This is a genomic window from Streptomyces sp. NBC_00353 (assembly GCF_036108815.1).
Classification (GTDB): Bacteria; Actinomycetota; Actinomycetes; order Streptomycetales; family Streptomycetaceae; genus Streptomyces.
Genome location: NZ_CP107985.1, coordinates 3,417,404 through 3,443,217 on the forward strand (window position 1 = coordinate 3,417,404; position 25,814 = coordinate 3,443,217).

19 protein-coding genes are annotated in these 25,814 nt (G+C 69.7%); 4 read left to right on the forward strand and 15 right to left on the reverse strand.

Going from position 1 to position 25,814, the window contains the following annotated elements:
• Positions 1-78 precede the first annotated feature (78 nt).
• The gene (locus OHA88_RS15535) at positions 79-1,251 is read right to left on the reverse strand and encodes an AI-2E family transporter (RefSeq protein WP_328629700.1); all 1,173 of its coding nucleotides are present in this window, start codon (positions 1,249-1,251) and stop codon (positions 79-81) included.
• 183 nt (positions 1,252-1,434) lie between these two features.
• Positions 1,435-1,629: a DUF3046 domain-containing protein gene (locus OHA88_RS15540; RefSeq protein ID WP_030974167.1), complete on the reverse strand. Its 195-nt coding sequence runs from the start codon at positions 1,627-1,629 to the stop codon at positions 1,435-1,437.
• A 79-nt stretch (positions 1,630-1,708) separates the two neighbouring features.
• Between OHA88_RS15540 and OHA88_RS15545 the strand changes: the two genes are divergently transcribed.
• Entirely contained in the window at positions 1,709-2,623 is a 915-nt protein-coding gene (locus OHA88_RS15545) for a hypothetical protein (RefSeq protein WP_328625981.1), read from the forward strand.
• On the opposite strand, the gene OHA88_RS15550 is transcribed toward OHA88_RS15545, so the two are convergent.
• Genes OHA88_RS15550 through OHA88_RS15565 form a run of 4 tightly spaced genes read right to left on the reverse strand, consistent with a single transcriptional unit; the run spans position 2,616 to position 4,967 of the window.
• Positions 2,616-2,966 (reverse strand): hypothetical protein, encoded by a 351-nt coding sequence (locus OHA88_RS15550; RefSeq protein ID WP_328625982.1) that lies wholly within the window; start codon positions 2,964-2,966, stop codon positions 2,616-2,618. The genes OHA88_RS15545 and OHA88_RS15550 overlap by 8 nt on opposite strands.
• 6 nt (positions 2,967-2,972) lie before the next feature.
• Entirely contained in the window at positions 2,973-3,278 is a 306-nt protein-coding gene (locus OHA88_RS15555; protein ID WP_267001061.1) for an AzlD domain-containing protein, read from the reverse strand.
• Positions 3,275-4,057: an AzlC family ABC transporter permease gene (locus OHA88_RS15560; RefSeq protein WP_443044233.1), complete on the reverse strand. Its 783-nt coding sequence runs from the start codon at positions 4,055-4,057 to the stop codon at positions 3,275-3,277. The genes OHA88_RS15555 and OHA88_RS15560 overlap by 4 nt, the downstream gene beginning before the upstream one ends.
• Positions 4,058-4,067: 10 nt before the next feature.
• The gene (locus tag OHA88_RS15565) at positions 4,068-4,967 is read right to left on the reverse strand and encodes a helix-turn-helix transcriptional regulator (protein WP_328625983.1); all 900 of its coding nucleotides are present in this window, start codon (positions 4,965-4,967) and stop codon (positions 4,068-4,070) included.
• A 69-nt stretch (positions 4,968-5,036) separates the two neighbouring features.
• Here OHA88_RS15565 and OHA88_RS15570 point away from each other — a divergent pair, with 69 nt between their 5' ends.
• The 3 genes from OHA88_RS15570 to OHA88_RS15580 all read left to right on the forward strand — a co-directional run bounded on the left by OHA88_RS15570 (position 5,037) and on the right by OHA88_RS15580 (position 11,469).
• Positions 5,037-9,728 (forward strand): DEAD/DEAH box helicase, encoded by a 4,692-nt coding sequence (locus OHA88_RS15570; protein WP_328625984.1) that lies wholly within the window; start codon positions 5,037-5,039, stop codon positions 9,726-9,728.
• A gap of 139 nt (positions 9,729-9,867) precedes the next feature.
• On the forward strand, positions 9,868-10,668 hold the full coding sequence (locus OHA88_RS15575) for a DNA-formamidopyrimidine glycosylase family protein (RefSeq protein ID WP_328625985.1): 801 nt from the start codon (positions 9,868-9,870) through the stop codon (positions 10,666-10,668).
• Positions 10,669-10,704: 36 nt separating this feature from the next.
• On the forward strand, positions 10,705-11,469 hold the full coding sequence (locus OHA88_RS15580) for an SDR family NAD(P)-dependent oxidoreductase (protein WP_328625986.1): 765 nt from the start codon (positions 10,705-10,707) through the stop codon (positions 11,467-11,469).
• Here OHA88_RS15580 and OHA88_RS15585 read toward each other — a convergent pair.
• The 9 genes from OHA88_RS15585 to OHA88_RS15625 all read right to left on the reverse strand — a co-directional run bounded on the left by OHA88_RS15585 (position 11,417) and on the right by OHA88_RS15625 (position 25,720).
• Positions 11,417-11,770, reverse strand: a complete 354-nt coding sequence (locus OHA88_RS15585; RefSeq protein WP_328625987.1) for a hypothetical protein — start codon at positions 11,768-11,770, stop codon at positions 11,417-11,419. The genes OHA88_RS15580 and OHA88_RS15585 overlap by 53 nt on opposite strands.
• Before the next feature lie 305 nt (positions 11,771-12,075).
• On the reverse strand, positions 12,076-12,459 hold the full coding sequence (locus OHA88_RS15590) for a helix-turn-helix domain-containing protein (protein ID WP_030927058.1): 384 nt from the start codon (positions 12,457-12,459) through the stop codon (positions 12,076-12,078).
• Positions 12,460-12,568: 109 nt separating this feature from the next.
• Positions 12,569-13,078: a CinA family protein gene (locus OHA88_RS15595; RefSeq protein WP_328625988.1), complete on the reverse strand. Its 510-nt coding sequence runs from the start codon at positions 13,076-13,078 to the stop codon at positions 12,569-12,571.
• Positions 13,075-13,794, reverse strand: a complete 720-nt coding sequence (pgsA, locus tag OHA88_RS15600; RefSeq protein ID WP_328625989.1) for a CDP-diacylglycerol--glycerol-3-phosphate 3-phosphatidyltransferase — start codon at positions 13,792-13,794, stop codon at positions 13,075-13,077. The genes OHA88_RS15595 and pgsA overlap by 4 nt, the downstream gene beginning before the upstream one ends.
• On the reverse strand, positions 13,791-15,269 hold the full coding sequence (rimO, locus tag OHA88_RS15605; RefSeq protein ID WP_328625990.1) for a 30S ribosomal protein S12 methylthiotransferase RimO: 1,479 nt from the start codon (positions 15,267-15,269) through the stop codon (positions 13,791-13,793). The genes pgsA and rimO overlap by 4 nt, the downstream gene beginning before the upstream one ends.
• 121 nt (positions 15,270-15,390) lie before the next feature.
• A complete protein-coding gene (locus OHA88_RS15610) occupies positions 15,391-16,191 on the reverse strand; it encodes a helix-turn-helix domain-containing protein (RefSeq protein WP_328625991.1) in 801 nt (266 codons plus the stop codon).
• A 219-nt stretch (positions 16,192-16,410) separates the two neighbouring features.
• A complete protein-coding gene (locus OHA88_RS15615; protein WP_328625992.1) occupies positions 16,411-19,197 on the reverse strand; it encodes a DNA translocase FtsK in 2,787 nt (928 codons plus the stop codon).
• Between the two features lie 168 nt (positions 19,198-19,365).
• Positions 19,366-20,043 carry a response regulator gene (locus OHA88_RS15620; protein ID WP_326606073.1) on the reverse strand — a complete coding sequence of 226 codons (678 nt, stop codon included), beginning with the start codon at positions 20,041-20,043 and terminating at the stop codon, positions 19,366-19,368.
• Between the two features lie 244 nt (positions 20,044-20,287).
• Positions 20,288-25,720, reverse strand: coding sequence for a HAMP domain-containing protein (locus OHA88_RS15625; RefSeq protein ID WP_328625993.1), 5,433 nt, complete (start codon positions 25,718-25,720; stop codon positions 20,288-20,290).
• Between the last annotated feature and the right edge of the window lie 94 nt (positions 25,721-25,814).

Below are 25,814 nucleotides of genomic sequence, written 5' to 3' on the forward strand. Positions count from 1 at the left end.
CCTCCCGCACCGCACCCGGCCGCGCGCACCCCACCGGCGCTCCCGTACCGCGCCGGAACTCCCGCGTTCCGCCGTCGCTCAGACCCGCAGCCGCGGACCCGGTGCTTCCGGTCGCTCCGCATCCTCTTCGTCGTTGTTCCCGGCAGCCCGGGTCGCGCCGCGCAGCCGCGAGAACACCGACTCACCCCGCGGCCGCTGGTGACGGCCGTGCACCCGTGGGTCGTCCGTCACGTCGTAGCGCTTCACATAGGCACCCAGGAACGCCTGCAGCGTCGCAACGGCCGGGATTGCGATCAGCGCGCCCACGGCGCCCATCAGCGCCGTACCGGCGATGACCGAACCGAAGGCGACCGCCGGATGGATGTCGACGGTCCTGGAGGTGAGCTTGGGCTGCAGCACATAGTTCTCGAACTGCTGGTAGATCACCACGAATCCGAGCACCCACAGGGCATACCAGGGGTCGATGGTGAACGCGATCAGCATCGGCAGGGCGCCCGCCAGATACGTACCGATCGTGGGGATGAACTGCGAGACAAGACCGACCCAGACCGCGAGGGCCGGCGCGTACGGCACACCGAGGAACACCAGCAGGATGTAGTGCGCGATCCCGGAGATGAGTGCCATCAGCCCACGCGAGTAGAGATAGCCACCGGTCTTGTCGACCGCGATCTCCCAGGCCCGCAGGACCTCGGCCTGCCGAGCGGGAGGCAGTACGGAGCACAGACCGCGGCGCAGCCGGGGGCCGTCCGCCGCGAAGTAGAACGAGAACAGGGAGATCGTCAGCAGTCGGAACAGCCCGCCGAGCACAGTGGTGGAGACATCGAGCACACCGGTCGCACTGTTCTGGACGTACTTCTGCAACCAGTCGGAGTGCAGCAGACTGTCCTGCACCTCGACCCGCGAGAGGTCGGTGTGGAAGTTCTGGTTGACCCAGTTGATCACCGAGTCCAAGTACTTGGGGAACTCCTCGACCATCTCGACGATCTGGCCCGCAAGCATCGATCCGAGCAGTACGACGAACCCGGCCCCGGCGATCAGGATCACCAGGAAGACCAGGAAGGTAGCCAGGCCGCGACGCATGCCGCGCGCCGACATCCGGCCCACCGCGGGTTCTATGGCGAGGGCCAGGAAGAAGGCGATCAGCACATTGATCAACAGCCCGATGAGCTGGTCGAACGCCCAGCTGCCGAGCCGGAAGCAGGCATAGAGCGCCAGGGCGAGGACCATGGCGCGCGGCAGCCATGCAGGCATTCGGGCCGACCCGGCGCCGGACGGCTGGGTCGGTGGCGCGGCCGGCGGGACGGGCGGAGTGGGGGCGGGCTGGGGCTGGGCGGTCTCGTCTGTCAGTGCCACGGACCCAGTCTCGCCCACGGCTGTGACAGCCGGACGCCCGCCCCGGAGAGCGGGTGCGGTCCCGCGGGGACGAGCAGTTCGTCAGCGCTTGTCGGCGGGGATGCCGACCGCCGTGCAGACGCCGCGCCAGACGTCCTTCGCCTCCCAGCCCGCGGCCAGCGCCTGGTGCACCGTCCGCCCGCCGAGCTCGGCCATCACATGGTCGTGCGCAAAGGAGTCGGCGTACCCCGCGCCGAAGTGGTCTTCCATCCGTTCCCAGAAAATCGTCAACCGCATGACTTCAGTATCCCGCTCCTGAGAGTGCAGCCGTGCCGCTACCACATCTCGAGAGCGCTTACCGGCCTACCGTCGGTCCATGGCTGGAACAGGAGCAAGCCCCCTCAACCGCGCCGAGCAGTTCATCTGGCTCACGGCCCGTGTCCTCGAACAGCGGCGGTTCGCCCACCACTTCCTGGCAGGAAGCGCCGATGCCGTGGAGACCGCGCTCACCGCCTATCTCAACGAGGACGGCGGATACGGTCACGCACTCGAACCCGATCTGCGGGGCCCGGTCAGCCAGCCGCTGCACACGGCCCATGCGCTGAACGTTCTCGACTCCATCGGGCGCTGCAGCGGTCTGCGGGTGGAACGGATCTGCCGCTTCCTGACCGATGTGTCGACCAAGGAGGGTGCGCTGCCCGCCCTCCTGCCCTCGCAGCGAGGCTATCCGGCCGCGCCGTTCATCCAGCTCGTCGACGACCCGCCGGCGGAGCTGCTCGCCACCGGTCCTGTCGTCGGGCTGCTGCACCGTAATGCGGTCTGGCACGCCTGGCTCTTCCGGGCCACCGACTTCTGCTGGGCGGCGGTCGACGCGCTGGAGCACTCGCATCCGTACGAGATCGAGGCGGCGGTCGCCTTCCTGGACGGCGCACCGGACCGGGCGCGGGCGGAGGCCGCGGCGGACCGCCTCGGACGGCTGGTGCGCGAGCAGCGGCTCGCCGTGCTGGATCCGGAGCAGCGCGCGCAGTACCCGGTGGCGGCCGGATATGCGCCGGGCGAGCAGCACTTCCCGTACGACTACGCCCGTACACCCGATTCGCTCGCCCGTCGCTGGTTCACCGACGAGGAGCTGGAACGCTCCCTCGACCATCTGGCGTCGGAGCAGCAGGCGGACGGCGGCTGGCCGCTGAACTGGCGGCAGTGGGCACCGGGCACAGCTCTGGAGGGCCGGCCGCTGGTGACGCTCAAGGCACTGCTGACGCTGCGGGCCCACGGCCGCAGCCTCAGTTGAGCACCGGGGCGGACATCCACCGCCAACCGTCCGTGAGCGGGCCCACGGACGACCGCGACCACTCCGCCCGGCGCGGGCCTTCGGTCGCCGGCCGGACGGCCGCCGCCCCGTCGCTCATCCTGCGCCGTGTGCCGTCGGTCCCGTGGCCGCTGTCGTGCAGCAGCAGGGCCGCGGCGACCCGGACGTCGGCGCCGCAGGCACGGATCAGCGGTCGGGCCGGATCGCCGGGTGGTTCGCACTCCTGCGGTACGACGGCACGGCCTGCGCCCGCGTCGAACAGGAAGAGAAGCTCCGTACCGAATGTCTGCTCGACTGTTGCGGGCGGCCCTGTCCTGCTCCGCACGGACCTCTATCCGAGCGCCCGCACCCCTGCCGTGACGACCACGGCAGCTCCCACGACCACCAGGAAGGGCGCGCGCAGGACCAGGGCCAGCGCCGCGGCAGCCAGTCCCGCGCCCCTGGCGTCCAGCACCAGCTGCTGCCCGTCTCCGAACGTCTGTTGCGCCGTGAGGGCCGCCAGGAGCGCCACCGGCAGGAGTGCGGAAAGGCGCTGGACGAGCGGCCGTTCCAATGCGTCGGCGGGCACCAGCAGTCCCAGCAGCTTCGCGAGATAGCAGCCGACGGCAGTGAGTGCGATCGCTGTCCAGACGTTCATCGGCCGTCCTCCGTCGGGGTCGCCGCCATGGCGGGGGTGTCACCGGGCGAACCGTTGCTGCGTCCCATCAGGAAGAGAACGGCTGGCGCGGCCAGCGCGGAGAGCAGCACCGGTACACCCGCAGGCAGCACGGGCAGCAGGCCGAGGGCGAGCAGGACGGCCAGCGCGGCGGTGATGCGCTCCGTCGTGCTCCTCAGCATGGGTGCGAGCAGGGCGAGAAAGACGGCGGGGCTGGCGGCGTCCAGTCCCCAGCTGTCGGTGTCGCCGAGCGCCTCCGCGCCCAGGGCTCCCAGCAGTGTGGTCAGGTTCCACAGCACGTACAGGGTGATTCCGGTGACGGTGAAGCCGATCCGTGCGGCCCGTCGGGTGGGCTGGGACAGCGTCACGGCGGTCGTCTCGTCGATCACCCACTGCGCGGCGAGCGGCCGCAGCGCGCGCGGGAGCGCGAGCAGCTGCGACAGCCGCAGACCGTAGAACGCGTTGCGTACGCCGAGGAAGAACGCCCCGGCAGCCGCTGTGTACGGATTGCCGCCCGCCGCCAGCGCACCCACCAGCGCGAACTGTGAGGCGCCTGTGAAGACGAGGAGGCTGAGCACGCAGGTCTGGAGCAGGCTGAGGCCCGAGCCCGCCGAGGTGACTCCGAAGGCGAAGCCGGACAGCCCCACGGCGATACCGACGCCGAGGGCGTCGCGCACGACGGCCGCATCGGACTTCACCTCACCGGCGGCTGTCTCGGCCGGCTCACCGGTTATCTCTGGGGATGTTGTCTGTTCTGGCACAGACGGAACGCTACGGGGGCAGACCGGGACCGGTCTTGTACGTTCTTGCGCGTTCGCGCTGGTAGGCGCCGGGCGGCACCCCCACTATCCGGGTGAAATGGCGGTTCAGGTGCGGCTGATCGGTGAAGCCGACCTCGATCGCGGCGGCCGAGGGCGCCACCCCCGCATCCAGCATCCGCCGCGCCCGCCTCACCCGGGCATCGGTGAGCCAGGTGTGCGGCGGCATCCCGTACTGCTTCTTGAACGCCCTCAGCAAGGCGAACGGGCTGGTGCCGAGTTCGACGGCCAGTGCCTCCAGAGTCGGTGGCTCGGTCATCCTGCTCTCCAGCACCGCACGCGCCCGCGCCGCGTCCCGGGCACCCGCCGACCGGGGAGAGCGGGTGGGCAGCACGCTGCCATGGCTGCTGAGCAGCCGCGCGACCAGGATCCGCAGGACGCTGTCGGCGGCGAGCGCGTTGCCCTCCTCGGCCGCCCGGTGCACCTCCCCGATCAGCCGGGCCGATTCCGGGTCGACGACGCTGGTCTCGGCGAAACCGACAGTGCCGCGCAGGCGCGTCGTTTCGGCGGCAATGTCGTTGATCACCTGCGCGGACGGGTACAGCGTGGCGTACACCCAGCCCTCGGGGACACCGGCCCGCGCGGTGTGCGGCACCTCTGGATTGATCATGACGACGGCGCCCGGGCCTGCGTGTACGGTGCCGCCGGGCAGTCCGACGTCCTCGATCCCCCGCGTGATGGTGCCGAAGACGTAGCCCTCGTGGCTGTGGCGCGGAAAGGTGTGGCGCACGTACCGGGCACGCAGCAGGTCGAGGTCGGGCAGTTCCGCGTACTGCCAGTACCTCGCCCACTCTCCCGAAGCCGAAGCCGAGCCGAAGCCCGAACCCGAGCGCGAGCCCGATCCTGCCGCCATTCCCGAATTCTCGCAGGTACCGGCCACTGCCACCGTCCGTTGTCAGTGGTCGGGTGCACGATGGGGGGCATGGCCGGCTCTGCGCTCGACTCCTTCTCCCCCGCCACCCGCGGCTGGTTCTCGGGTGCCTTCAGCGCGCCGACGTCCGCGCAGGAGGGTGCCTGGCGCGCGATCGGCGAGGGTTCGGACGTGCTGGTCGTCGCGCCCACCGGATCGGGCAAGACGCTCGCCGCGTTCCTCGCCGCGCTGGACCGGCTGGCCGCAGTCCCGCCGCCCGCCGAGGCGAAGAAGCGCTGCCGCGTGCTGTACGTATCGCCCCTGAAGGCCCTCGCGGTCGACGTGGAGCGCAATCTGCGCTCACCTCTGACCGGGATCCGCCAGGAATCGGTGCGGCTCGGGCTGCCCGAGCCCGAGGTGCGGGTGGGCATCCGCTCGGGTGACACCCCGCCCGCCGAGCGCCGCTCGATGGCGACCCGGCCGCCGGACATCCTGATCACCACCCCCGAGTCGCTGTTCCTGATGCTGACCTCCTCGGCTCGGGAGGCCCTGTCGGGGATCGAGACGGTGATTCTCGACGAGGTGCACGCAGTGGCCGGTACGAAGCGGGGCGCCCATCTCGCCGTGTCGCTGGAGCGCCTCGACGAGCTGCTGCCGCGTCCGGTGCGGCGGATCGGCCTGTCGGCGACGGTCCGTCCGGTCGACGAAGTGGCGCGGTTCCTCTCGCCGCAGCGGAAGGTGGAGATCGTCCAGCCGCCGTCCACCAAGCGGTTCGATCTGTCGGTGGTCGTACCGGTGGAGGATCTGGGCGAGCTCGGCGGTTCGCCCGCCACCGACCCGGATCAGGCGGGCCAGGCGGAGAAGCCGTCGATCTGGCCGCATGTCGAGGAGCGGATCACCGACCTCGTCCAGGCGCATCGCTCCACCATCGTCTTCGCCAACTCCCGCCGTCTCGCGGAGAGACTGTGCAACCGGCTCAACGAGATCGCGTACGAGCGGGCCACCGGTGAGACCCTGCCGGAGGCCCACTCCCCCGCCGAGATCATGGCCGAGTCCGGTGCGGCGAAGGGCGCCCCGGCGCTGCTCGCCCGCGCACACCACGGTTCGGTCTCCAAGGAGCAGCGCGCACAGGTCGAGGAGGATCTGAAGGCAGGCCGGCTGCCTGCCGTGGTCGCCACCTCCAGTCTGGAGCTGGGCATCGACATGGGTGCGGTGGATCTGGTGGTCCAGGTGGAGTCGCCGCCGTCGGTCGCCTCCGGGCTGCAGCGGGTCGGCCGTGCCGGGCACCAGGTCGGTGCGGTCTCCACCGGAGTGGTCTTCCCGAAGTACCGCGGCGACCTGGTCCAGGCTGCGGTGGTCACCGAGCGGATGCGCACCGGCTCGATCGAGGCACTGCGGATCCCGTCCAATCCGCTGGATGTGCTGGCCCAGCAGCTCGTCGCCATGGTCGCCCTGGACACGTGGCAGGTGGACGATCTGCTGGCCGTGACCCGCCGCGCCGCCCCCTTCGCCTCGCTGCCGGAGTCGGCGTTCACAGCCGTGCTGGACATGCTGGCCGGCCGCTATCCGTCCGACGCCTTCGCCGAGCTGCGCCCGCGCGTGGTCTGGGACCGCGTCGCCGGTACGGTCACGGGCCGCCCCGGCGCCCAGCGGCTCGCGGTCACCTCCGGCGGCACGATCCCCGACCGCGGGCTCTTCGGGGTCTTCCTCGCCGGGGCCGACCCCAAGAAGGGGGGCGGCCGGGTCGGCGAGCTGGACGAGGAGATGGTGTACGAGTCCCGGGTCGGCGATGTCTTCACGCTGGGCACCACGTCCTGGCGGATCGAGGACATCACCCGCGACCGGGTCCTGGTGTCGCCGGCCCCCGGGGTTCCGGGACGGCTTCCGTTCTGGAAGGGCGACCAGCTGGGCCGCCCGCTGGAGCTGGGCCGTGCCCTGGGCGCGTTCCTCCGCGAGATCGGCGGAATGTCGTCCGAGGACGCCAGATCGCGGCTGCTCGCCGCCGGTCTCGACACCTGGGCCGCCGACAACGTCCTGTCGTACATCGGCGAACAGCGCGCCGCCTGCGGCCATGTCCCGGACGACCGGACCATCCTCGTCGAGCGATTCCGCGACGAGTTGGGCGACTGGCGGGTGGTCGTGCACTCCCCGTTCGGCGCGCAGGTCCATGCTCCGTGGGCGCTGGCGCTGGGAGCCCGCCTCGCCGAGCGGTACGGCATGGATGCCCAGGTGATGCATGCCGACGACGGCATCGTGCTGCGGCTGCCCGACGCCGACATGATGGGCCTGGACCTCCTGGACTTCGATCCGGCCCAGGACCTCGCCCTTGACCCGTCGCAGAACTCGTCCCAGAACTCGCCACGGGAGCCGGCCCCGTTGGCCGCAATGGCGTACGACAACGATCAGCCGCCCGTCGGCGCCGCCGATGTCGTCTTCGACCAGGGCGAGATCAACCAGATCGTCACCGATCAGGTCGGCGGGTCCGCCCTGTTCGCCTCCCGCTTCCGCGAATGCGCGGCCCGCGCCCTGCTGCTGCCCCGCCGCAGCCCGGGCAAGCGCACCCCGCTCTGGCAGCAGCGTCAGCGCGCTGCCCAGCTCCTCCAGGTGGCATCGGAGTTCGGCTCCTTCCCGATCGTGCTCGAAGCGGTCCGTGAATGCCTGCAGGACGTCTTCGATGTTCCCGGGCTCGCGAAACTGATGGGCGATCTCGAAGCGCGCCGCGTCCGCCTGGTCGAGGTGACCACCCAGGAGCCCTCCCCCTTCGCCCGCTCGCTCCTCTTCGGCTATGTGGCGCAGTTCCTGTACGAGGGCGACTCGCCGCTCGCCGAGCGCCGGGCGGCCGCGCTCTCCCTCGACTCCCGTCTCCTCGCCGAGCTCCTCGGCCAGGCGGAACTGCGCGAGCTGCTCGACGCCGAGGTGCTGGGCGAGCTGGAGCAGGAGCTCCAGTGGCTGACCGAGGACCGCCGGATCAAGGACGTCGAAGGCGTCGCCGACCTGCTCCGCGTCCTCGGCCCGCTCACCGACGCCGAGTTGGCCGAGCGCGGTGCCGAGCAGCAGTGGGCCCCGGAGCTGGCCTCGGCCCGCCGGGCCATCCGGGTCCGGATAGGAGGAGCCGACCACTGGGCGGCGATCGAGGACGCGGGCCGGCTGCGTGACGCGCTGGGCACCGCCCTCCCGGTCGGCGTCCCCGAGGCGTTCACCGAACCGGTGAAGGACCCGCTCGGCGATCTCCTCGCCCGCTACGCCCGTACGCACGGCCCGTTCACCTCCACCGGCGCCGCCGCCCGCTTCGGCCTGGGCACCGCGGTCACGGACGGTGCGCTGCAGCGGCTCGCCGCGTCCGGCCGCATCGTCCAGGGCGAGTTCCACCCCGCAGGCATCGGCCAGGAATGGTGCGACGCCACGGTGCTGCGTCGGCTCCGCCGCCGGTCCCTCGCCGCGCTCCGGCACGAGCTGGAGCCGGTCCCGCCCGCCGCCCTCGCCGGCTTCCTTCCGCAGTGGCAGCATCTCGGCAACAACAGCCTGCGCGGAATCGACGGACTGGCCCGCGCCATCGAACAGTTGCAGGGTGCCCCCGTCCCCGCATCGGCGCTGGAGAAGCTGATCCTGCCCGGCCGGGTCACGGGGTACGCCCCCGCGCTGCTCGACGAACTCACCACCACCGGCGAGGTGATCTGGGCCGGCGCGGGCGCCCTCCCCGGCAAGGACGGCTGGCTGTCCCTCTACCTCGCCGACAGCGCACCCCTGCTCCTCCCGCCCCCGCACCCACTCGAACTCAGTGCGCTGCACGAATCCGTTCTGACCACCCTGACCGGCGGGTACGGGCTGTTCTTCCGGCAGATCGCCGATCAGGTCCGCGCCACCACCCACCCGGACTGCACCGACCCTCAACTTGCCGACGCCATCTGGGAGCTGACCTGGTCCGGCCGGCTGACCAACGACACGCTGGCGCCGCTGCGTTCGCTTCTCGGCTCCGGACGTACGGCGGGATCGACCGCCCACCGCGCCAAGCGCAGCGTCCCCCGAGGCCGTTACGGCTCGTTCAGCGCCGCCGCCCGCCCGGCGTCACGCACCGGCCCGCCCACCGTCTCGGGCCGCTGGTCCCTGCTGCCCACCGCCGAGCCCGACCCCACGCACCGCGCGCACGCCTTGGCGCGCACGCTCCTGGACCGTCACGGCGTGGTGACCCGCGGCGCGGTCCAGGCCGAAGGCGTCGAGGGCGGTTTCTCCGCGACGTACCGAATCCTCTCCGCCTTCGAGGACAACGGGCAGGCCCGCCGCGGCTACGTAGTCGAGGGCTTGGGAGCAGCCCAGTTCGCGATGGACGGAGCGGTCGACCGGCTGCGTGCGGCGTCCACCGCCCGCGACCGCACGGAACCGGGAGCGGCGCCACGCGCCCTGGTCCTCGCCGCCGCCGACCCGGCCAACGCGTACGGTGCTGCCCTGTCCTGGCCCGAGCCCCCGGACGGCGCCGGACACAGACCGGGGCGCAAGGCCGGCGCCCTGGTGGTCCTGGTCGACGGCGAACTGACGCTCTACATGGAGCGCGGCGGCAAGACCCTGCTCGCCTGGCCGACGGACCCGGAGGACCCCTCGCTCCGGGCGGCGGCCGAGGCGCTGGCCACCGCGGCCCGCGCGGGGGCGCTCGGCACGGTCACGGTGGAGCGCACCAACGGTGCCTCGTCCCTGACCTCGCCGCTGGGCCGCACGCTGGAGGCGGCCGGCTTCCACGCCACCCCGAGAGGTCTCCGTCTGCGGGCCTGACCTCCACGCGTCGCCCGGCCCCACGCGCGCCCCCCTCACCGGCCCGGCCACCGCACCCGCCCGACCCACGGCCACGCACACGCACACGCACACGCACACGCCCACCGTCGCACCCCGCCTCACCACGCATCATGGAGACATGCCCGAAGGAGATACCGTCCTGCAGACCGCCAAGCGTCTGCACACTGCACTGGCCGACCAGGTCCTCACCCGCTCCGACCTGCGCGTCCCCCGGTTCGCGACCGCCGATCTCACCGGCCAGACCGTCCTCGGCACACTTTCGCGCGGCAAGCATCTCCTCACCCGGATCGAGGGCGGCCTCACTCTCCACAGCCATCTGCGGATGGACGGTTCCTGGCGCGTCTACGCCCCGGGCGAGCGCTGGCGTGGCGGCCCGGCCCATCAGATCCGCGCGATTCTCTCCACGGCGGACCACACAGCGGTCGGTTACCGGCTGCCCGTCCTGGAACTCCTCCGCACAGTCGACGAGGAGAAGGCGGTCGGCCATCTCGGCCCCGATCTGCTGGGCGCCGACTGGGACCCCGACACCGCGCTGCGCAACCTGCTCGCCGCCCCCGCCCGCCCTCTCGGTGAAGCCCTCCTGGACCAGCGCAACCTGGCCGGCATCGGCAACATCTACAAGGCCGAACTCTGTTTCCTCGCCCGCGCCACCCCCTGGCTCCCCGTCGGTGACCTGCCCGCCACCACCGCCGTGCGCCTGGTCGCCACCGCCAAGCAGCTCCTCGAAGCCAATCGGGACCGACCGGTCCGCACGACCACCGGTTCCCGGGCACGCGGGTACGGCCCGACTGAGCGGCTGTGGGTGTACGGCCGGACCCACCGCCCCTGTCTGAGGTGCGGCGCCCCCATTCGTACGGCGGAGCAGGACACCCGTCCCACGTATTGGTGCCCACGCTGCCAATCGGGCCCCACACCATAGTTGACGCACCGTCAGATCCGGTCGTACGGTCCGGACATGGCTCTCACCGCGTACGACCTCACCGGCCGCTCCGCGTTCATCACCGGCGCGGCCGGCGGTATCGGCCGGGCCAGTGCCGTCCTGCTCGCGGAGGCGGGAGCAACCGTCCACTGCGCGGACCGCGACGGGACAGGCCTCCTGGAAACGCAGGAGATGATCACCAAAGCGGGTGGCGCAGCCCACACCCATCAGCTCGATGTCACGGACCGCAGTCAGCTCCGGGACGCGGTGGCCGCAGCGGGCGGCATCGACATCCTGGCCGCCGTCGCCGGAGTCATGCACACGAGCAGAGTCCTGGACACGGCGGACGAGGACCTCGACCGCGTCCTCGCCGTCAATTTCAAAGGCGTTCTGTACGCCTGCCAGGAAGTGGCCCGCAGCATGATCGCGCGTGGCGCGCCCGGCTCACTGATCACCATGGCCTCGGGCGCGGTCGACGCCGCAAGCCCGGGCCTGCTCTGCTACAGCGCGGCCAAGGCGGCGGTCGTCCAACTGACCAGGACCCTGGCGACCGAGCTCGGACCTCGTGCCATCCGCGTCAATGCCGTCGCACCCGGATGGATCCGTACCCCGATGACCGCCAAACACGACGCGGAACTGCAGCATCGGACAGAGACCGCGATGGTCCGCATCTCTCCGCTCGGCCGGGTGGGTGAGGCGGAAGATGTCGCCCACACGGTCCTGTATCTGGCATCCGACGCTTCGGCCTTCATGACCGGCCAGATCCTCCGCCCGAACGGCGGCGTCGCCATGCCCTGGTAGTACGCCATGCCTCGGCGGTGAGCCGGGCCCCGGTGGTGCCCCACGCTCCGGCAGTGCGCCACGCGCTGCCGGCACGGCGTATCCCGACCTCGAACCACCCGGCCGTGTCACCGTCGGCCCCGATCGTTCCGGTCGGCCTGGCGCTCGCTGCCACATGGACGGGCAGCAGGCTCAGCCCCCAACCGCCCGCTGCCACCGCGCCCTCGACCAGCCCTGCGCGTTCCGGCTCCAGCAGCAGCCGCAGCACAGCCCACCACCACACCCCGCCGAGAACGAGCGCGGGCACCCATCGCCGTACCATGGCTGCCTCCTCCGACCGAACCTAGTCGGGCCCGATCACCCGGCGGGAGAGCGCACCGGTGCAGTACCGGCGCGCACGGCGCGGACGAGCCTCCATTCGTAGGGCCTCATGACCTCATAGCCGTTGACGCATCACCCACGATGGCACATATGAGTTGAAACCGTAATCCGGGAAATTCAGCTGATATGCAGACTTCCCGGGCGTCTCATCCCGCACATCCCCCGTCCGGGCCTCCGCACACGCAGAAGCCCCGGCCGACCCCAGAAGGGGCCGACCGGGGCTCCGGTGCACACCGAGTGCGCGGGTCAGGCGGCGACGACATCCACCGCTTCCGCGGGTGCCTTGATTGTCACCCGTCCCGTCGGCACACCTGCCACCGACGTCACGGAGACGGAATTGAGCATGGGGCGCACCGGTACAGGTACCGGATCGCCGGCTGCTGCCGACTCGGCCAGCTCAGCCAGCGACAGCTCATCGCTCACTTCACGCATGAGCTCGGACATCCGTACGTCAAGCGCGTCGCAAATGGCGGAGAGCAGCTCGGAGGATGCCTCCTTCTGCCCCCGCTCCACCTCGGAGAGATAGCCGAGCGAGACTCGGGCGGACGAGGAGACTTCGCGCAGAGTACGGCCTTGGCGCTGGCGCTGCCGACGCAGCACGTCACCAAGCAGGCGACGGAGCAGAATCATCGGTGGCTCCCTCCTCGGACCGCGTAGCCGCATCCTTCACGCCCCACCGTACCGCCTTGCGCTGCGGCCGTGCGGGGAGCGATGTCGTGTTCACTCAGGGCTGCAAACATCAATTCCCCCCGTTGTGTTCCGTATCCTGTGCGCTCGCATTCTCGCCGAGTTCGCCGGAGAGCAATTCGAGCACGCTCCGTACACTCTCTCTACGGATGTCCGCCCGGTCGCCGTTCAACCGCAGCGTGGCTACTTTCTCCGCGCCGTCCGGCCCCGCGACCGCTACGTAGACCGTGCCGACGGGTTTGCCGTCCTGTGACTCGGGTCCCGCGACGCCGGTGGTCGACAAGCCCCAGTCTGCACCGAGAACGCGCCGCACACCTGTCGCCATCTGCCGCGCAACCTCGGGATCCACCGCTCCGTGCGCTGCCAGCAGGGCCCCGTCCACAGCCAGCACGTCCCGCTTCAGGGGTGTGGCGTACGCCGTCACGGACCCACGGAAGGAGTGCGAGGCACCAGGTACGGAGGTCAGTTCCGCCGCGACCAGGCCGCCGGTCAGCGACTCGGCGACGGCGAGAGTCTCACCGCGCTCCACGAGCAGCTGCAGCACCCGGGCCGCGGAAGTCACCGCTCGGCCTCCGCGGAATCCGAAGCGCGGGCGGACGCGGATACCCCGGAAGCCAGGTCGGCCGCAGCAGCCCGCTCAGCCGCCAGTCCCTTGCGCCGCAGCACAACCGCCTGGCGCACATAGTCGAGCCCGGTGACGACCGTCAGCACGACGGCCACCGCCATCACCCAGAAGCGCAGCGTGGCAAGCGGGCCGGTCAGCGCCAGGACATACATCCCGACGGCCGTCCCCTGCGCGAGTGTCTTCATCTTCCCGCCGCGACTGGCCGGAATCACCGCATGCCGTATCACCCAGAACCGCATCAAGGTGATGCCGATCTCGCGGAAGAGGATCACGCCCGTGACCCACCACGGCAGATCGCCGAGGTACGAAAGACAGATCAGCGCGGCACCCATGATCGCCTTGTCGGCGATCGGGTCGGCGATCTTCCCGAAGTCGGTGACCAGGTTGTATGTGCGCGCCAGGTGACCGTCGAAGAGGTCGGTGATCATGGCGACGGCGAACGCCGCCCAGGCGAAGGAGCGCCAGGCCGGGTCGTAGCCGCCGTTGTGCAGCAGCAGCATGACGAAGCCGGGCACCAGCAGCAGCCGCACCATGGTCAGGATGTTGGCGATGTTCCACAGGCTGGCCTGGTTGACGGCCGCAGTGCCCAGCTTGCCGCCGCGGACCGGCTTCGTGCCGGATCCGCCTGCTGCGGATGCCGGGACTCCGGTCATCTGGCTGCCTCCGCAAGCTCGGAACACTCGGCCACCAGGTCCACTCCCTCGGTGCCCACCACCTTTGCCTCGACCATACGGCCCGGCACGAGGCCCTCGCGCCCCGTGAAGAGCACCTGGCCGTCCGTTTCGGGGGCCTGATGCGCCGCACGCCCCACCGCGCGCGGCTCGTCGTCCGTGGGGTCGACCGACTCGACCAGCACCTGGAGGGACTCTCCGAGCCGCTCCTCGGCGCGCTGGGACGTCAGCTCCTCGGCCAGCTGCGAGATGTGCGCGAGCCGCTCCGCGATGACGTCGGCGCCGAGCTTGTTCTCGTAGCCGACCGCCTCGGTGCCCTCCTCGTCGGAGTACCCGAAGACGCCGATGGCATCCAGCCGCGCACCTGTGAGGAAGCGTTCCAGCTCGGCGAGGTCGGCCTCGGTCTCCCCGGGGAAGCCCACGATGAAGTTCGACCGCGCACCGGCCTGCGGCGCCTTGCTGCGGATGGTCTCCAGGAGCTCCAGGAAGCTGTCGGTGTCCCCGAAGCGGCGCATCGCGCGCAGCACCCCGGGGGCGGAGTGCTGGAAGGAGAGATCGAAGTACGGGGCGACCTTCGGCGTCGACGTCAGTACGTCGATCAGACCGGGCCGCATCTCGGCGGGCTGCAGGTAGCTGACCCGGATCCGCTCGATCCCGTCGACGTCGGCGAGCTCCGGCAGCAGCGTCTCCAGCAGCCGGATGTCGCCGAGGTCCTTGCCGTACGAGGTGTTGTTCTCGGAGACCAGCATGACCTCCTTGACGCCCTGATCGGCCAGCCAGCGGGTCTCCTGCAGAACGTCCGAGGGGCGCCGCGAAATGAAGGAGCCGCGGAAGGACGGGATGGCGCAGAAGGAGCAGCGGCGGTCGCAGCCGGAGGCGAGCTTCACCGAGGCGACCGGGCTGGTGCCCAGCCGGCGGCGCAGCGGCGCGCGCGGCCCGGAGACCGGCGCAACCCCGTCCGGGAGGTCCGCGGGGGCCGGGGCGGCTTCCTGTGCGTGCCCGGGCAGCGCGACCGCTGCGTCCTGCCGCTCGGTCGGGCTGATCGGCAGCAGCTTGCGCCGGTCACGCGGGGTGTGCGAGGCGTGGATGCCCCCGTTGAGAATGGTCTGGAGGCGGTCGGAGATGTCGGCGTAGTCGTCGAAACCGAGGACCCCGTCGGCTTCCGGCAGGGCTTCGGCAAGATCCTTGCCGTAGCGCTCGGCCATGCAGCCGACCGCGACCACGGCCTGGGTCCGGCCGTGGTCCTTCAGATCGTTGGCTTCGAGAAGAGCGTCGACGGAGTCCTTCTTCGCGGCCTCGACGAATCCACAGGTGTTGACGACGGCGACATCCGCGTCGGAGGCATCCTCGACGAGCTCCCAGCCGTCCGCTGCCAAGCGGCCTGCGAGCTCCTCCGAGTCCACCTCGTTACGGGCGCAGCCAAGAGTGACAAGGGCGACGGTACGGCGTTCGGGCATGGGCTCAAGACTACTTTGTCCTGGCACTCACCCCGCCGAGCAGGGTTCCGCCCTTACAGGGAGTAACAATGACGCGAGCGCCCGGCAGGATTGCCGGGCGCTCGCGGTGTACACAATGCCGTCAGCCGACCTCGGGGTCGCCCTTCGTGTACGAGAGCCGCTCGACCTGGCCCGGCTGGAACTTGTCCTCGACCTTCTTGCCATTGACGAACAGTTCGATCGAACCGGCGTCACCGAGGACGAGGTCGATCCGCTCCTTGTCCTGGAAGGTCTTGGACTGGCCCTGCAACAGCAGCCCGTCGAAGAGCTGCCGCCCGTTGTGGTCCTTGGCAGAGATCCAGCTCTTGCCCTGAGTGGCGCTGAGCTTGACCGTGACCTTGTCCCGCGGGGCCGCGGCGATGGCACTGTCGGACGGTACGGGCTTGGGGTCGGTGGTCTTGGTGGGCTTGGGTTTGGGGCTGGTTGTGTTGGGCGTCGAACCTTCCGCGACCTGCGTGGACGTGCCGCCGTCGTCACCACCCTTGAAGAAGGTGAAGCCGACGAAGCCGACCACGGCGACGATCGCCGCGACCATGGCCGCAGTCCAGTTGGGCCGACGGGGATCGGAGCGGATCCGTTCGGCTTCGAACATCGGCGCCGCCGGCGTGGGCGCGGGACGGCCGCCGTGCTCGGCGTCGTACTGCGAAACCAACGGTTCCGGATCGATGGAGACGGCACGCGCCAAGGTGCGGATATGGCCGCGGGCGTACACGTCGCCGCCGCAGCGGGAGAAGTCGTCCTCCTCGATCGCGTGCACGATGGGGATGCGCACCCGGGTGGACGAGCTGACCTCTTCGACCGTGAGACCTGCGGCGATACGAGCCTGCTGAAGCACTCGACCGATCGAAGGCCGGTCGTCTTCGGGGGAGTTGCCGATGGACACGGGGGCGCCTTTCGAGCGTGAGCCACCTGCTGGGTGTTCAGTCTAGGGGGGGTACGAAAGGGTGGGGCAACCGGGAGCAAGGACTTTGTACGCCATCGGATTCGAACACCATCGGATGCGAACACCGTCCCATTCGCCGGACGCCCTCTGGAAGAACATCCTGCTGTCCCTTCCCTCAACTTGACGTGCGACCCGGCGAAACGGTTGCCCATCAGACCCTTACGAAGCAGTTTCCCCGCGGATCTGTGCCAACACCTCGTCCAGTTCATCCGGCTTCACCATGACATCGCGTGCCTTGGACCCCTCGCTCGGTCCGACGATGTTCCGCGACTCCATGAGGTCCATGAGCCGGCCGGCCTTGGCGAAGCCGACCCGCAGCTTGCGCTGGAGCATCGAGGTGGAGCCGAACTGGGTGGAGACGACCAGTTCGGCGGCCTGGCAGAGCAGATCCAGGTCATCGCCGATGTCCTCGTCGATCTCCTTCTTCTTGGCCCCGCCGACCACCACGTCCTCGCGGAAGACCGGCGCCATCTGATCCTTGCAGTGTTGGACGATGGCCGCGACCTCGCCCTCCGTGACGAACGCGCCCTGCATGCGGGTGGGCTTGTTGGCCCCCATCGGCAGGAACAGTCCGTCTCCCTTGCCGATCAGCTTCTCGGCGCCGGGCTGGTCGAGGATGACACGGCTGTCCGCGAGCGAAGACGTCGCGAAGGCGAGCCGGGAGGGCACATTCGCCTTGATCAGACCGGTGACGACATCGACCGAGGGCCGCTGGGTGGCGAGCACGAGATGGATGCCTGCGGCGCGCGCCAGCTGGGTGATGCGGACGATGGAGTCCTCGACGTCGCGCGGAGCGACCATCATCAGGTCGGCCAGCTCGTCGACGATGACCAGCAGATACGGGTACGGGGAGAGCTCCCGCTCACTGCCCTCCGGCAGCTTGACCTTGCCATTGCGCACGGCCTGGTTGAAGTCGTCGATGTGCCGGTATCCGAACGCTGCGAGGTCGTCGTACCGGAGGTCCATCTCCCGTACGACCCACTGCAGTGCCTCGGCGGCGCGCTTCGGGTTGGTGATGATCGGCGTGATCAGGTGCGGGATGCCCTCGTACGCGGTCAGCTCGACGCGCTTGGGGTCGACCAGCACCATCCGTACGTCCTCCGGGGTCGCCCGCACCATGACCGAGGTGATCAGGCAGTTGATGCAGGACGACTTGCCGGAGCCGGTCGCACCGGCCACCAGCACGTGCGGCATCTTCGCGAGGTTGGCCATCACGTAGCCGCCCTCGACGTCCTTGCCGAGTGCGACCAGCATCGGGTGGTCGTCCTCGGCCGCGTCCGCGAGGCGCAGCACATCGCCGAGGTTGACCATCTCGCGGTCGGTGTTGGGGATCTCGATGCCGACGGCGGACTTCCCCGGGATCGGGGAGATGATCCGGACGTCGGGGCTGGCGACGGCGTACGCGATGTTCTTGGCGAGCGCCGTGATCCGCTCGACCTTCACAGCCGGGCCGAGCTCCACCTCGTAGCGCGTCACCGTCGGTCCGCGGGTGAAACCGGTGACCGCTGCATCGACCTTGAACTCGGTGAACACGTTCGTCAGGGAGGCGACGATCGTGTCGTTGGCGGCGCTGCGGGTCTTGCCCGGACCGCCGCGTTCCAGCAGGTCGAGCGAGGGCAGCGCGTACGTGATGTCGCCGGAGAGCTGCAGCTGCTCGGCGCGGGCCGGAAGCGGCTGGGACTGCGAGCGGTCGGGAGCGGGCTTCGTCAGATCGGGTACGCCATCGAAGAGCGCTGCACTCTTCTCCGGCTTCCCCGCCCCCTGGGCCTGCTCCGCGTCGCGGGCGCCGGGCACCGGGGTGCCGGACCGATCACGGTTCCGCTCGACGGTGACGCCCTGGGTGAGGTCGGCGACGATCGGCGAGGGCGGCATGCCGTTGAGCACTGCTCCGTCGAGCGCCGCGGCCGCGGCCGCGGCGACGTCCACCGCGTCCATGGTGCGGTTCATCGCGGGCTGCACGGAGGGCCTGCGCGGCCTGCGGCGCTTGGAGAGCGCCTCGGCCTCCGCCTGCTCGGGGTCGTACTCCTCGGGCGCCCCGGAGCGGCGTGCGGAGGAGCGTCGTGAGCGGGCGGGCAGCGCGTCGCGCCACTGCTCGTCGTACCGCTCGTCGTCGCTCTCGTCATCCGCCTCGGGGTCGTACGCCGGGTCGACGATCCCCAGCTTGGAGCCGAGCAGTCGCAGCCGCTGCGGAATGGCGTTCACCGGGGTGGCGGTGACGACGAGCAGTCCGAAGACGGTGAGGAGCAGGAGCAGCGGTACGGCGAGGACCTCGCCCATGGTGTAGATCAACGGCTTGGAGGCGGCCCAGCCGATCAGGCCACCCGCGTCCTGCATCGCCTCGCTGCCGTCCCCGCGGCCCGGCGATCCGCACGCGATGTGCACCTGCCCGAGCACCCCGATGACCAGGGCGGAGAGTCCGATGACGATACGTCCGTTGGCCTCGGGCTTCTCCGGGTAGAGGATCAGCCGCACGGCGATCGCGCCGAGCAGTATCGGGACGAGCAGATCGAGCCGGCCGAAGGCGCCGGTGACGAGCATCTCGACGAGATCGCCGACGGGCCCCCGCAGATTCGACCAGGTGCCCGCGGCGACGACCAGCGCGAGGCCGAGCAGCAGAAGGGCGACGCCGTCCTTGCGGTGTGCGGGATCGAGCCCCTTGGCGCCGCGCCCTATGCCACGGAGCATCGCACCGACGGCATGGGCCGCACCGAGCCAGATGGCGCGCACCAGCCAGTACACGCCGCCGGTGGGTGACGGTGCGGGTCTGGGCGCAGCCGCCTTCTTGGCCGGTGCCTTCTTGGCCGGTGCCTTCTTCGCGGGCGCCGTCTTCTTCGCGGCGGCTTTCTTCGCGGGCGCGGCTTTCTTCGCCGGACCCGCGGTACGGCCGGGACGCTTCGCGGTGCCCGCCGTGCCCTGGGAACCCTTGCCGGACGTACGTGAGGCCATGGTGCCGAGGTTACCGGTGTCGGCGGCCGTGAACACGTGTGCCTCTGGGTTCACCCGACCGTGTCGCCGCGCAGAGGCAGGAAACTGACGCGCCCTCACCGTGGACGGGCCGTCAGCGTCCCGACCGCGAACGCGGCTTGCGGGCCGGGGAGTTCCGCGGAGGACGCGTTACGAAGGAAGCGCGGCCGTGCCGCTCCCGGTGCCCGGCTCCAGCGCGTCGAGCGCACGCCGTAGTCCGGTCAGCTTCCGTTCGAGATGGGCGGCCGTGGCCACCGCCGCGGCGTCCGCCGACTCGTCGTCGAGCTGCTTGGAGAGGGCCTCCGCCTGCTCCTCGACGGCCGCGAGGCGCGCCGAGAGTTCGGCCAGCAGTCCGGCGGGCTCCTTGTCCTGGTCCACGCTCGGCCGGCCGCCGCCCTCGAGCTGGAGCCTGAGCAGTGCGGCCTGCTCGCGCAGTTGGCAGTTCTTCATGTAGAGCTCGACGAAGACCGAGACCTTGGCGCGCAGCACCCAGGGATCGAACGGCTTCGAGATGTAGTCCACCGCGCCCGCCGCGTACCCCCGGAAGGTGTGATGCGGACCGTGATTGATCGCGGTGAGGAAGATGATCGGGATGTCCCGGGTCCGCTCCCGCCGCTTGATATGCGCGGCGGTTTCGAAACCGTCCATGCCCGGCATCTGGACGTCCAGCAGAATGACCGCAAAGTCGTCCGTCAGCAGCGCTTTGAGCGCTTCCTCCCCTGACGATGCCCGTACCAGCGTCTGATCGAGCGCAGAGAGGATGGCCTCCAGCGCCAGCAGATTCTCCGGCCGGTCATCGACCAGGAGGATCTTGGCCTTCTGCACCATGGCCCGTCCTCCTCGCCCCGGAATTGCACCGGGCGCCGCCCCAGGGGACGACTCCCTTGCGCCGTCCGTCCTTGTGCCGGTCATGGTAGCCGCACCCCGCCCGTCACCACACCCTGTCACCGCGATGTCACTGTGCACATACCAGAAACGCGGTGGGAGACCAGAAGGTTCCCCGTCCACCGCCTCCTCACACCCCTTCGAGCACAGTCGATCAGCAACTTATCGCGATCCGCTCAAACGACGATCACTCTCCGCGCATCCACTGCTCCATGACGGAGAGCAGATGGTCAGGATCAACAGGCTTGGTGACATAGTCGGAAGCACCGGAATCGATCGCCTTCTCCCTGTCGCCCTTCATCGCCTTCGCGGTCAGCGCGACGATGGGCAGCCCGGCGAACTGCGGCATGCGGCGGATCGCCGTCGTTGTCGCATAGCCGTCCATCTCCGGCATCATGATGTCCATCAGCACGACCGTCACATCGTCGTGCTGCTCCAGGACTTCGATGCCCTCGCGCCCGTTCTCCGCGTACAGCACCGAGAGACCGTGCTGCTCCAGCACGCTGGTCAGCGCGAAGACGTTTCGGATGTCGTCGTCGACGATCAGCACCTTCTCGCCATCGAACCGGAACACCTTGCGGGCCTCGGGCTCGTCCTGACCGGCCGCCGCCCACGACTCCTGTGGCGGCGCGGTCGGCGCGGTGCTCCTCGGCGGCAGCGCGGGCCTCCGCTCCGTTGCGCCGAGCGCCTTGCGGCGATGCCGGAACAGCCCTGCAGAACCGATCGGATCGCGCAGCGGCGCCGACAGACCCGCGCCCGCCCCCGCCTCCGGAATCAGCCCTTCCTCGACCGCCTGGCCATGCGACTCGATGGGACCGGGACCGATCTGCGGGTAGCCCTGCGGCGGCAGCTCACTGGGGTGCAGCGGCAGATACAGCGTGAAGGTCGAACCACGGCCCGGCTCGCTCGCCGCATGGATCTCGCCGCCCAGCAGCCGGGCGATCTCCCGGCTGATGGACAGCCCGAGCCCCGTACCGCCGTACTTGCGGCTCGTCGTACCGTCCGCCTGCTTGAACGCCTCGAAGATCACCAGCATCTTGCTGGACGCGATCCCGATACCGGTGTCGGTGACCGAGAACGCGATCAGATCGGCGTCGGCGTCGCGCAGCGAACCGGCTTCGAGGAGCTGCTCACGGATGGCGTTCGGCACATCGGCGCCGGCAGGCCGGATCACCAGCTCGACGGCGCCGCTGTCGGTGAACTTCACCGCGTTGGACAGCAGGTTGCGCAGCACCTGCAGCAGCCGCTGTTCGTCCGTGTGCAGTGTCGCAGGCAGCTCCGGCGACACCCGTACGGAGAAGTCGAGCCCCTTCTCCGCGGTGAGCGGCCGGAACGTCGCCTCCACATAGTCGACCAGCTGGACCAGCGCGATCCGGGTCGGGCTGACGTCCATCTTGCCCGCCTCGACCTTCGACAGATCGAGAATGTCGTTGATCAGCTGAAGCAGGTCGGAACCCGCCCCGTGGATCGTCTCGGCGAACTCCACCTGCTTCGGCGAGAGATTGCCCTCGGCGTTGTCCGCGAGCAACTTGGCCAGGATGAGCAGCGAGTTGAGCGGCGTGCGCAGCTCGTGCGACATGTTCGCCAGGAATTCGGACTTGTAGCGCATCGAGACCGCGAGCTGCTCGGCGCGCTCCTCCAGAACCTGCCGGGCCTCCTCGATCTCGGTGTTCTTCACCTCGATGTCACGGTTCTGCTGGGCCAGCAGCTCGGCCTTCTCCTCCAGTTCGGCGTTGGAGGCCTGCAGAGCCTTCTGCCGGTTCTCCAACTCCTCCGACCGGTCCCGCAGTTGCTCGGTCAGCTCCTGCGACTGTTCCAGGAGCTTCTCCGTCTTGGTGTTGACACTGATCGTGTTGACGCTCGTCGCGATCATCTCGGCGAGCTGGTTGAGGAAGTCCCGCTGAATGTGGGTGAACGGCTGGAACGAGGCCAGCTCGATCACACCGAGGACCTGCCCCTCGAAGAGCACCGGCAGCACGATCACATGCGCGGGCGGCGCCTCGCCGAGCCCCGAGGAGATCTTCAGATAACCGGGCGGCACGTTGTCCACCTGGATCGTCCGCTTCTCCTCCGCCGCCGTGCCGATGAGCGTCTCACCGGGCCGGAACGACGTCGGCATCGATCCCGCGGAGTAGCCGTAGCTGCCCCGCATCCGGAGCACATACGCGCCTTCCTTGTCGGCGTCCGCCCCCACCGCCTCGATGTCACCGGTCGGCACGGCCAGGAAGAACGCCCCGTGCTGCGCCGAGACGACCGGGGTCAGCTCGCTCATGATCAGCGAGGCGACGTCGTCGAGATCGCGACGCCCCTGCATCAGACCGGAGATCCGGGCGAGGTTGCCCTTGAGCCAGTCCTGCTCCTTGTTGGTGGCCGTGGTGTCGCGCAGGTTGGCGATCATCGTGTTGATGTTGTCCTGCAGGGCCTGGATCTCGCCGGCCGCGTCCACATCGATCTTGAGGTTGAGATCGCCACGGGTCACCGCGGTGGCGACGGCCGCGATGGCTCGCACCTGACGGGTCAGGTTCCCGGCCATCTCGTTCACGGACTCGGTGAGGTCGCGCCAGGTGCCGTCCACGTCCCGTACCCGGGCCTGACCGCCCAGCTGCCCCTCGGTACCCACCTCGCGGGCCACCCGGGTCACCTGGTCGGCGAAGGACGACAGCTGGTCGACCATCGTGTTGATGGTGTTCTTCAGCTCCAGGATCTCGCCGCGGGCGTCGATGTCGATCTTCTTGGTGAGATCGCCCTTGGCGATAGCTGTGGTGACCGTGGCGATCTGGCGCACCTGACCGGTCAGGTTGGACGCCATCGAGTTCACCGACTCGGTCAGGTCCTTCCACGTGCCGGAGACGCCCGGGACCCGCGCCTGACCGCCCAGCTCGCCCTCCGTGCCCACCTCACGGGCGACTCGCGTCACCTCGTCGGCGAACGACGACAGCGTCGTCACCATCGTGTTGACGGTGTCGGCGAGCTCGGCGACCTCGCCACGGGCCTCGACGGTCACCTTCTTGGTGAGGTCGCCGTTGGCGACCGCGGACGAGACCCGGGAGATGTTCCGCACCTGGCTGGTCAGGTTGTTGGCCATCAGGTTGACGTTGTCGCTGAGGTCCTTCCAGATTCCCGTCGCACCTCGCACCCGGGCCTGGCCGCCCAGGATGCCCTCGGTGCCCACCTCGCGCGCGACTCGCGTCACCTCGTCGGCGAAGTTGAGGAGCTGGTCGACCATCGTGTTGACGGTCGTCACCAGTTCGAGGATTTCGCCCTTGGCGTCGACGGTGATCTTCTTCGAGAGATCGCCCTTGGCGACCGCGGTGGTGACCTCGGCGATATTGCGGACCTGCAGGGTCAGGTTGTTCGCCATGCCGTTGACGGACTGGGTGAGGTCCTTCCAGGTACCGGACACGCCCTGCACCTCGGCCTGACCGCCCAGAATGCCTGCCGTGCCCACCTCACGGGCGACCCGCGTGACCTGCTCCGCGAAGTTCGACAGCTGGTCCACCATCGTGTTGAGGGTGTTCTTCAGCTCCAGGATCTCGCCGCGGGCGTCCACGTCGATCTTCTGCGACAGGTCACCGCGCGCCACCGCGGTCGCGACCTGCGCGATGTTACGCACCTGAGCGGTGAGGTTCCCCGCCATGCCGTTCACCGAATCGGTCAGATCGCGCCACACACCGGCCACTCCGGGCACCTGCGCCTGGCCGCCGAGCCGCCCGTCCGTGCCCACCTCACGGGCCACCCGGGTCACCTGCTCGGCGAAGGCGGAGAGCTGGTCGACCATCGTGTTGATGGTGTTCTTCAGCTCCAGGATCTCGCCGCGGGCGTCCACGTCGATCTTCTGCGAGAGATCGCCCCGTGCGACCGCAGTCGTCACCTGGGCGATCTGACGCACCTGCGAGGTCAGGTTCCCCGCCATGAAGTTGACGGAGTCGGTGAGCTCCTTCCACGTACCGGAGACACCGTCGACCCGCGCCTGGCCGCCGAGCCGGCCCTCCGTGCCCACGTCCCGCGCCATCCGTGTCACCTGGTCGGCGAAGGACGACAGCTGCGCCACCATCGTGTTGACGGTGTTCTTCAGCTCCAGCATCTCGCCGGCCACATCCACGGTGACCTTCTGCGACAGATCGCCGTTCGCGACCGCCGTCGTCACCTGCGCGATGTCCCGCACCTGACCCGTCAGGTTCCGGAACGCCGTGTTCACCGAATCGGTGAGGTCCTTCCACGTACCCGCCGCACCCGGCACCTCGGCCTGACCGCCCAGCCGGCCCTCGACACCGACCTCCCGGGCGACCCGGGTCACTTCGGAACCGAAGGACTGCAGCTGGTCCACCATCGTGTTGACGGTGTTCTTCAGCTCCAGCATCTCGCCGGCCACATCGACCGTGACCTTCTGCGTCATGTCGCCGCTGGCCACCGCGGTGGTCACCTGCGCGATGTCCCGCACCTGCGTCGTCAGGTTCCGGAAGACCGTGTTCACCGAATCGGTGAGGTCCTTCCACGTACCCGCCGCACCCGGCACCTGCGCCTGACCGCCGAGCAGACCCTCGCCACCGACCTCGCTCGCCACCCGCGTCACTTCGTCCGCGAAGGTCCGCAGCGTCTCGGTCATCTGGTTGATCGTCTCGGCGAGCTGCGCCACCTCACCGCGGGCACTGACCGTGACCTTCTGCGACAGGTCACCATTGGCGACCGCCGTCGTCACCTCGGCGATGCCACGCACCTGCGAGGTGAGGTTTCCGGCCATCGTGTTGACGGAGTCGGTGAGGTCCTTCCACACCCCGGCCACACCGGGCACCGTCGCCTGACCGCCCAGCTCGCCCTCCGTGCCCACCTCACGGGCGACCCGGGTCACCTCGGAGGAGAACGACGACAGCTGGTCGACCATCGTGTTTACGGTGTTCTTCAGCTGGAGCATCTCGCCGGCCACATGGACGGTGACCTTCCGCGACAGATCACCCTTGGCGACCGCCGTCGTCACCAGCGCGATGTCCCGCACCTGCGCGGTGAGCCGGTACGCCATGGTGTTGACGGAGTCCGTGAGGTCCTTCCAGGAACCGGACATTCCGCGCACCTGGGCCTGCCCGCCCAGCTTGCCCTCAGTACCTACCTCGACCGCCACCCGCGTCACCTGCTCGGTGAACGCCGACAGCTGGTCGACCAGGTTGTTGACCGTACGGGCCACCTTCAGGAACTCGCCACGCAGCGGTCGCACGGTCTCGTCGGCCGTGTGCGACCGGAGCTCCATCCGCTGCTCGAGATCACCGTCGGCAACCGCCGAGAGCACCCGCCCGACCTCCGACACCGGCCGCGCCAGGTCGTCGACCAGCTCGTTCGAGGCATCGATGGCGGCGGCCCAGGAGCCCTCGCAGGCCCCCGTCTCCAGCCGCTCGGTCAGCTTCCCCTCGCGCCCGACCACGCGACGTACACGTGCCAGTTCGCCGGTGAGGTGAAGATTACGGTCGGCGACCTCGTTGAAGACCGCCGCGAGCTCCGTCATCACGCCGTCGCCCGAGACGGTCAGCCGCCGGCGGAAGTTCCCGTCGCGCATCGCCACCAGGCCCGCGAGCAGTCTGTTGAGCGCCGCCGCATCGACGTCGATCGTTCCATTGCGCTGTTTCTTCACGGACTGTCCGCCTTTTGTGCGCGTGCTTGATCCCCGCGCCGCCACGCCAGACTCCACCGTGTCCCTCCCGCAGGGGTTGACCGTATCGCTCGGG

What these genes read in the sequence shown, in the direction of transcription:
- OHA88_RS15570 (WP_328625984.1), top strand. Translation starts at nt 5,037, where the DNA reads ATGGCCGGCTCTGCGCTCGACTCCTTCTCCCCCGCCACCCGCGGCTGG.
- OHA88_RS15565 (WP_328625983.1), bottom strand. Translation starts at nt 4,967, where the DNA reads ATGGCGGCAGGATCGGGCTCGCGCTCGGGTTCGGGCTTCGGCTCGGCT.
- OHA88_RS15575 (WP_328625985.1), top strand. Translation starts at nt 9,868, where the DNA reads ATGCCCGAAGGAGATACCGTCCTGCAGACCGCCAAGCGTCTGCACACT.
- OHA88_RS15615 (WP_328625992.1), bottom strand. Translation starts at nt 19,197, where the DNA reads ATGGCCTCACGTACGTCCGGCAAGGGTTCCCAGGGCACGGCGGGCACC.
- pgsA (WP_328625989.1), bottom strand. Translation starts at nt 13,794, where the DNA reads ATGACCGGAGTCCCGGCATCCGCAGCAGGCGGATCCGGCACGAAGCCG.
- OHA88_RS15535 (WP_328629700.1), bottom strand. Translation starts at nt 1,251, where the DNA reads ATGCCTGCATGGCTGCCGCGCGCCATGGTCCTCGCCCTGGCGCTCTAT.
- OHA88_RS15620 (WP_326606073.1), bottom strand. Translation starts at nt 20,043, where the DNA reads ATGGTGCAGAAGGCCAAGATCCTCCTGGTCGATGACCGGCCGGAGAAT.
- OHA88_RS15590 (WP_030927058.1), bottom strand. Translation starts at nt 12,459, where the DNA reads ATGATTCTGCTCCGTCGCCTGCTTGGTGACGTGCTGCGTCGGCAGCGC.
- OHA88_RS15555 (WP_267001061.1), bottom strand. Translation starts at nt 3,278, where the DNA reads ATGAACGTCTGGACAGCGATCGCACTCACTGCCGTCGGCTGCTATCTC.
- OHA88_RS15540 (WP_030974167.1), bottom strand. Translation starts at nt 1,629, where the DNA reads ATGCGGTTGACGATTTTCTGGGAACGGATGGAAGACCACTTCGGCGCG.
- OHA88_RS15585 (WP_328625987.1), bottom strand. Translation starts at nt 11,770, where the DNA reads ATGGTACGGCGATGGGTGCCCGCGCTCGTTCTCGGCGGGGTGTGGTGG.
- OHA88_RS15580 (WP_328625986.1), top strand. Translation starts at nt 10,705, where the DNA reads ATGGCTCTCACCGCGTACGACCTCACCGGCCGCTCCGCGTTCATCACC.
- rimO (WP_328625990.1), bottom strand. Translation starts at nt 15,269, where the DNA reads ATGCCCGAACGCCGTACCGTCGCCCTTGTCACTCTTGGCTGCGCCCGT.
- OHA88_RS15545 (WP_328625981.1), top strand. Translation starts at nt 1,709, where the DNA reads ATGGCTGGAACAGGAGCAAGCCCCCTCAACCGCGCCGAGCAGTTCATC.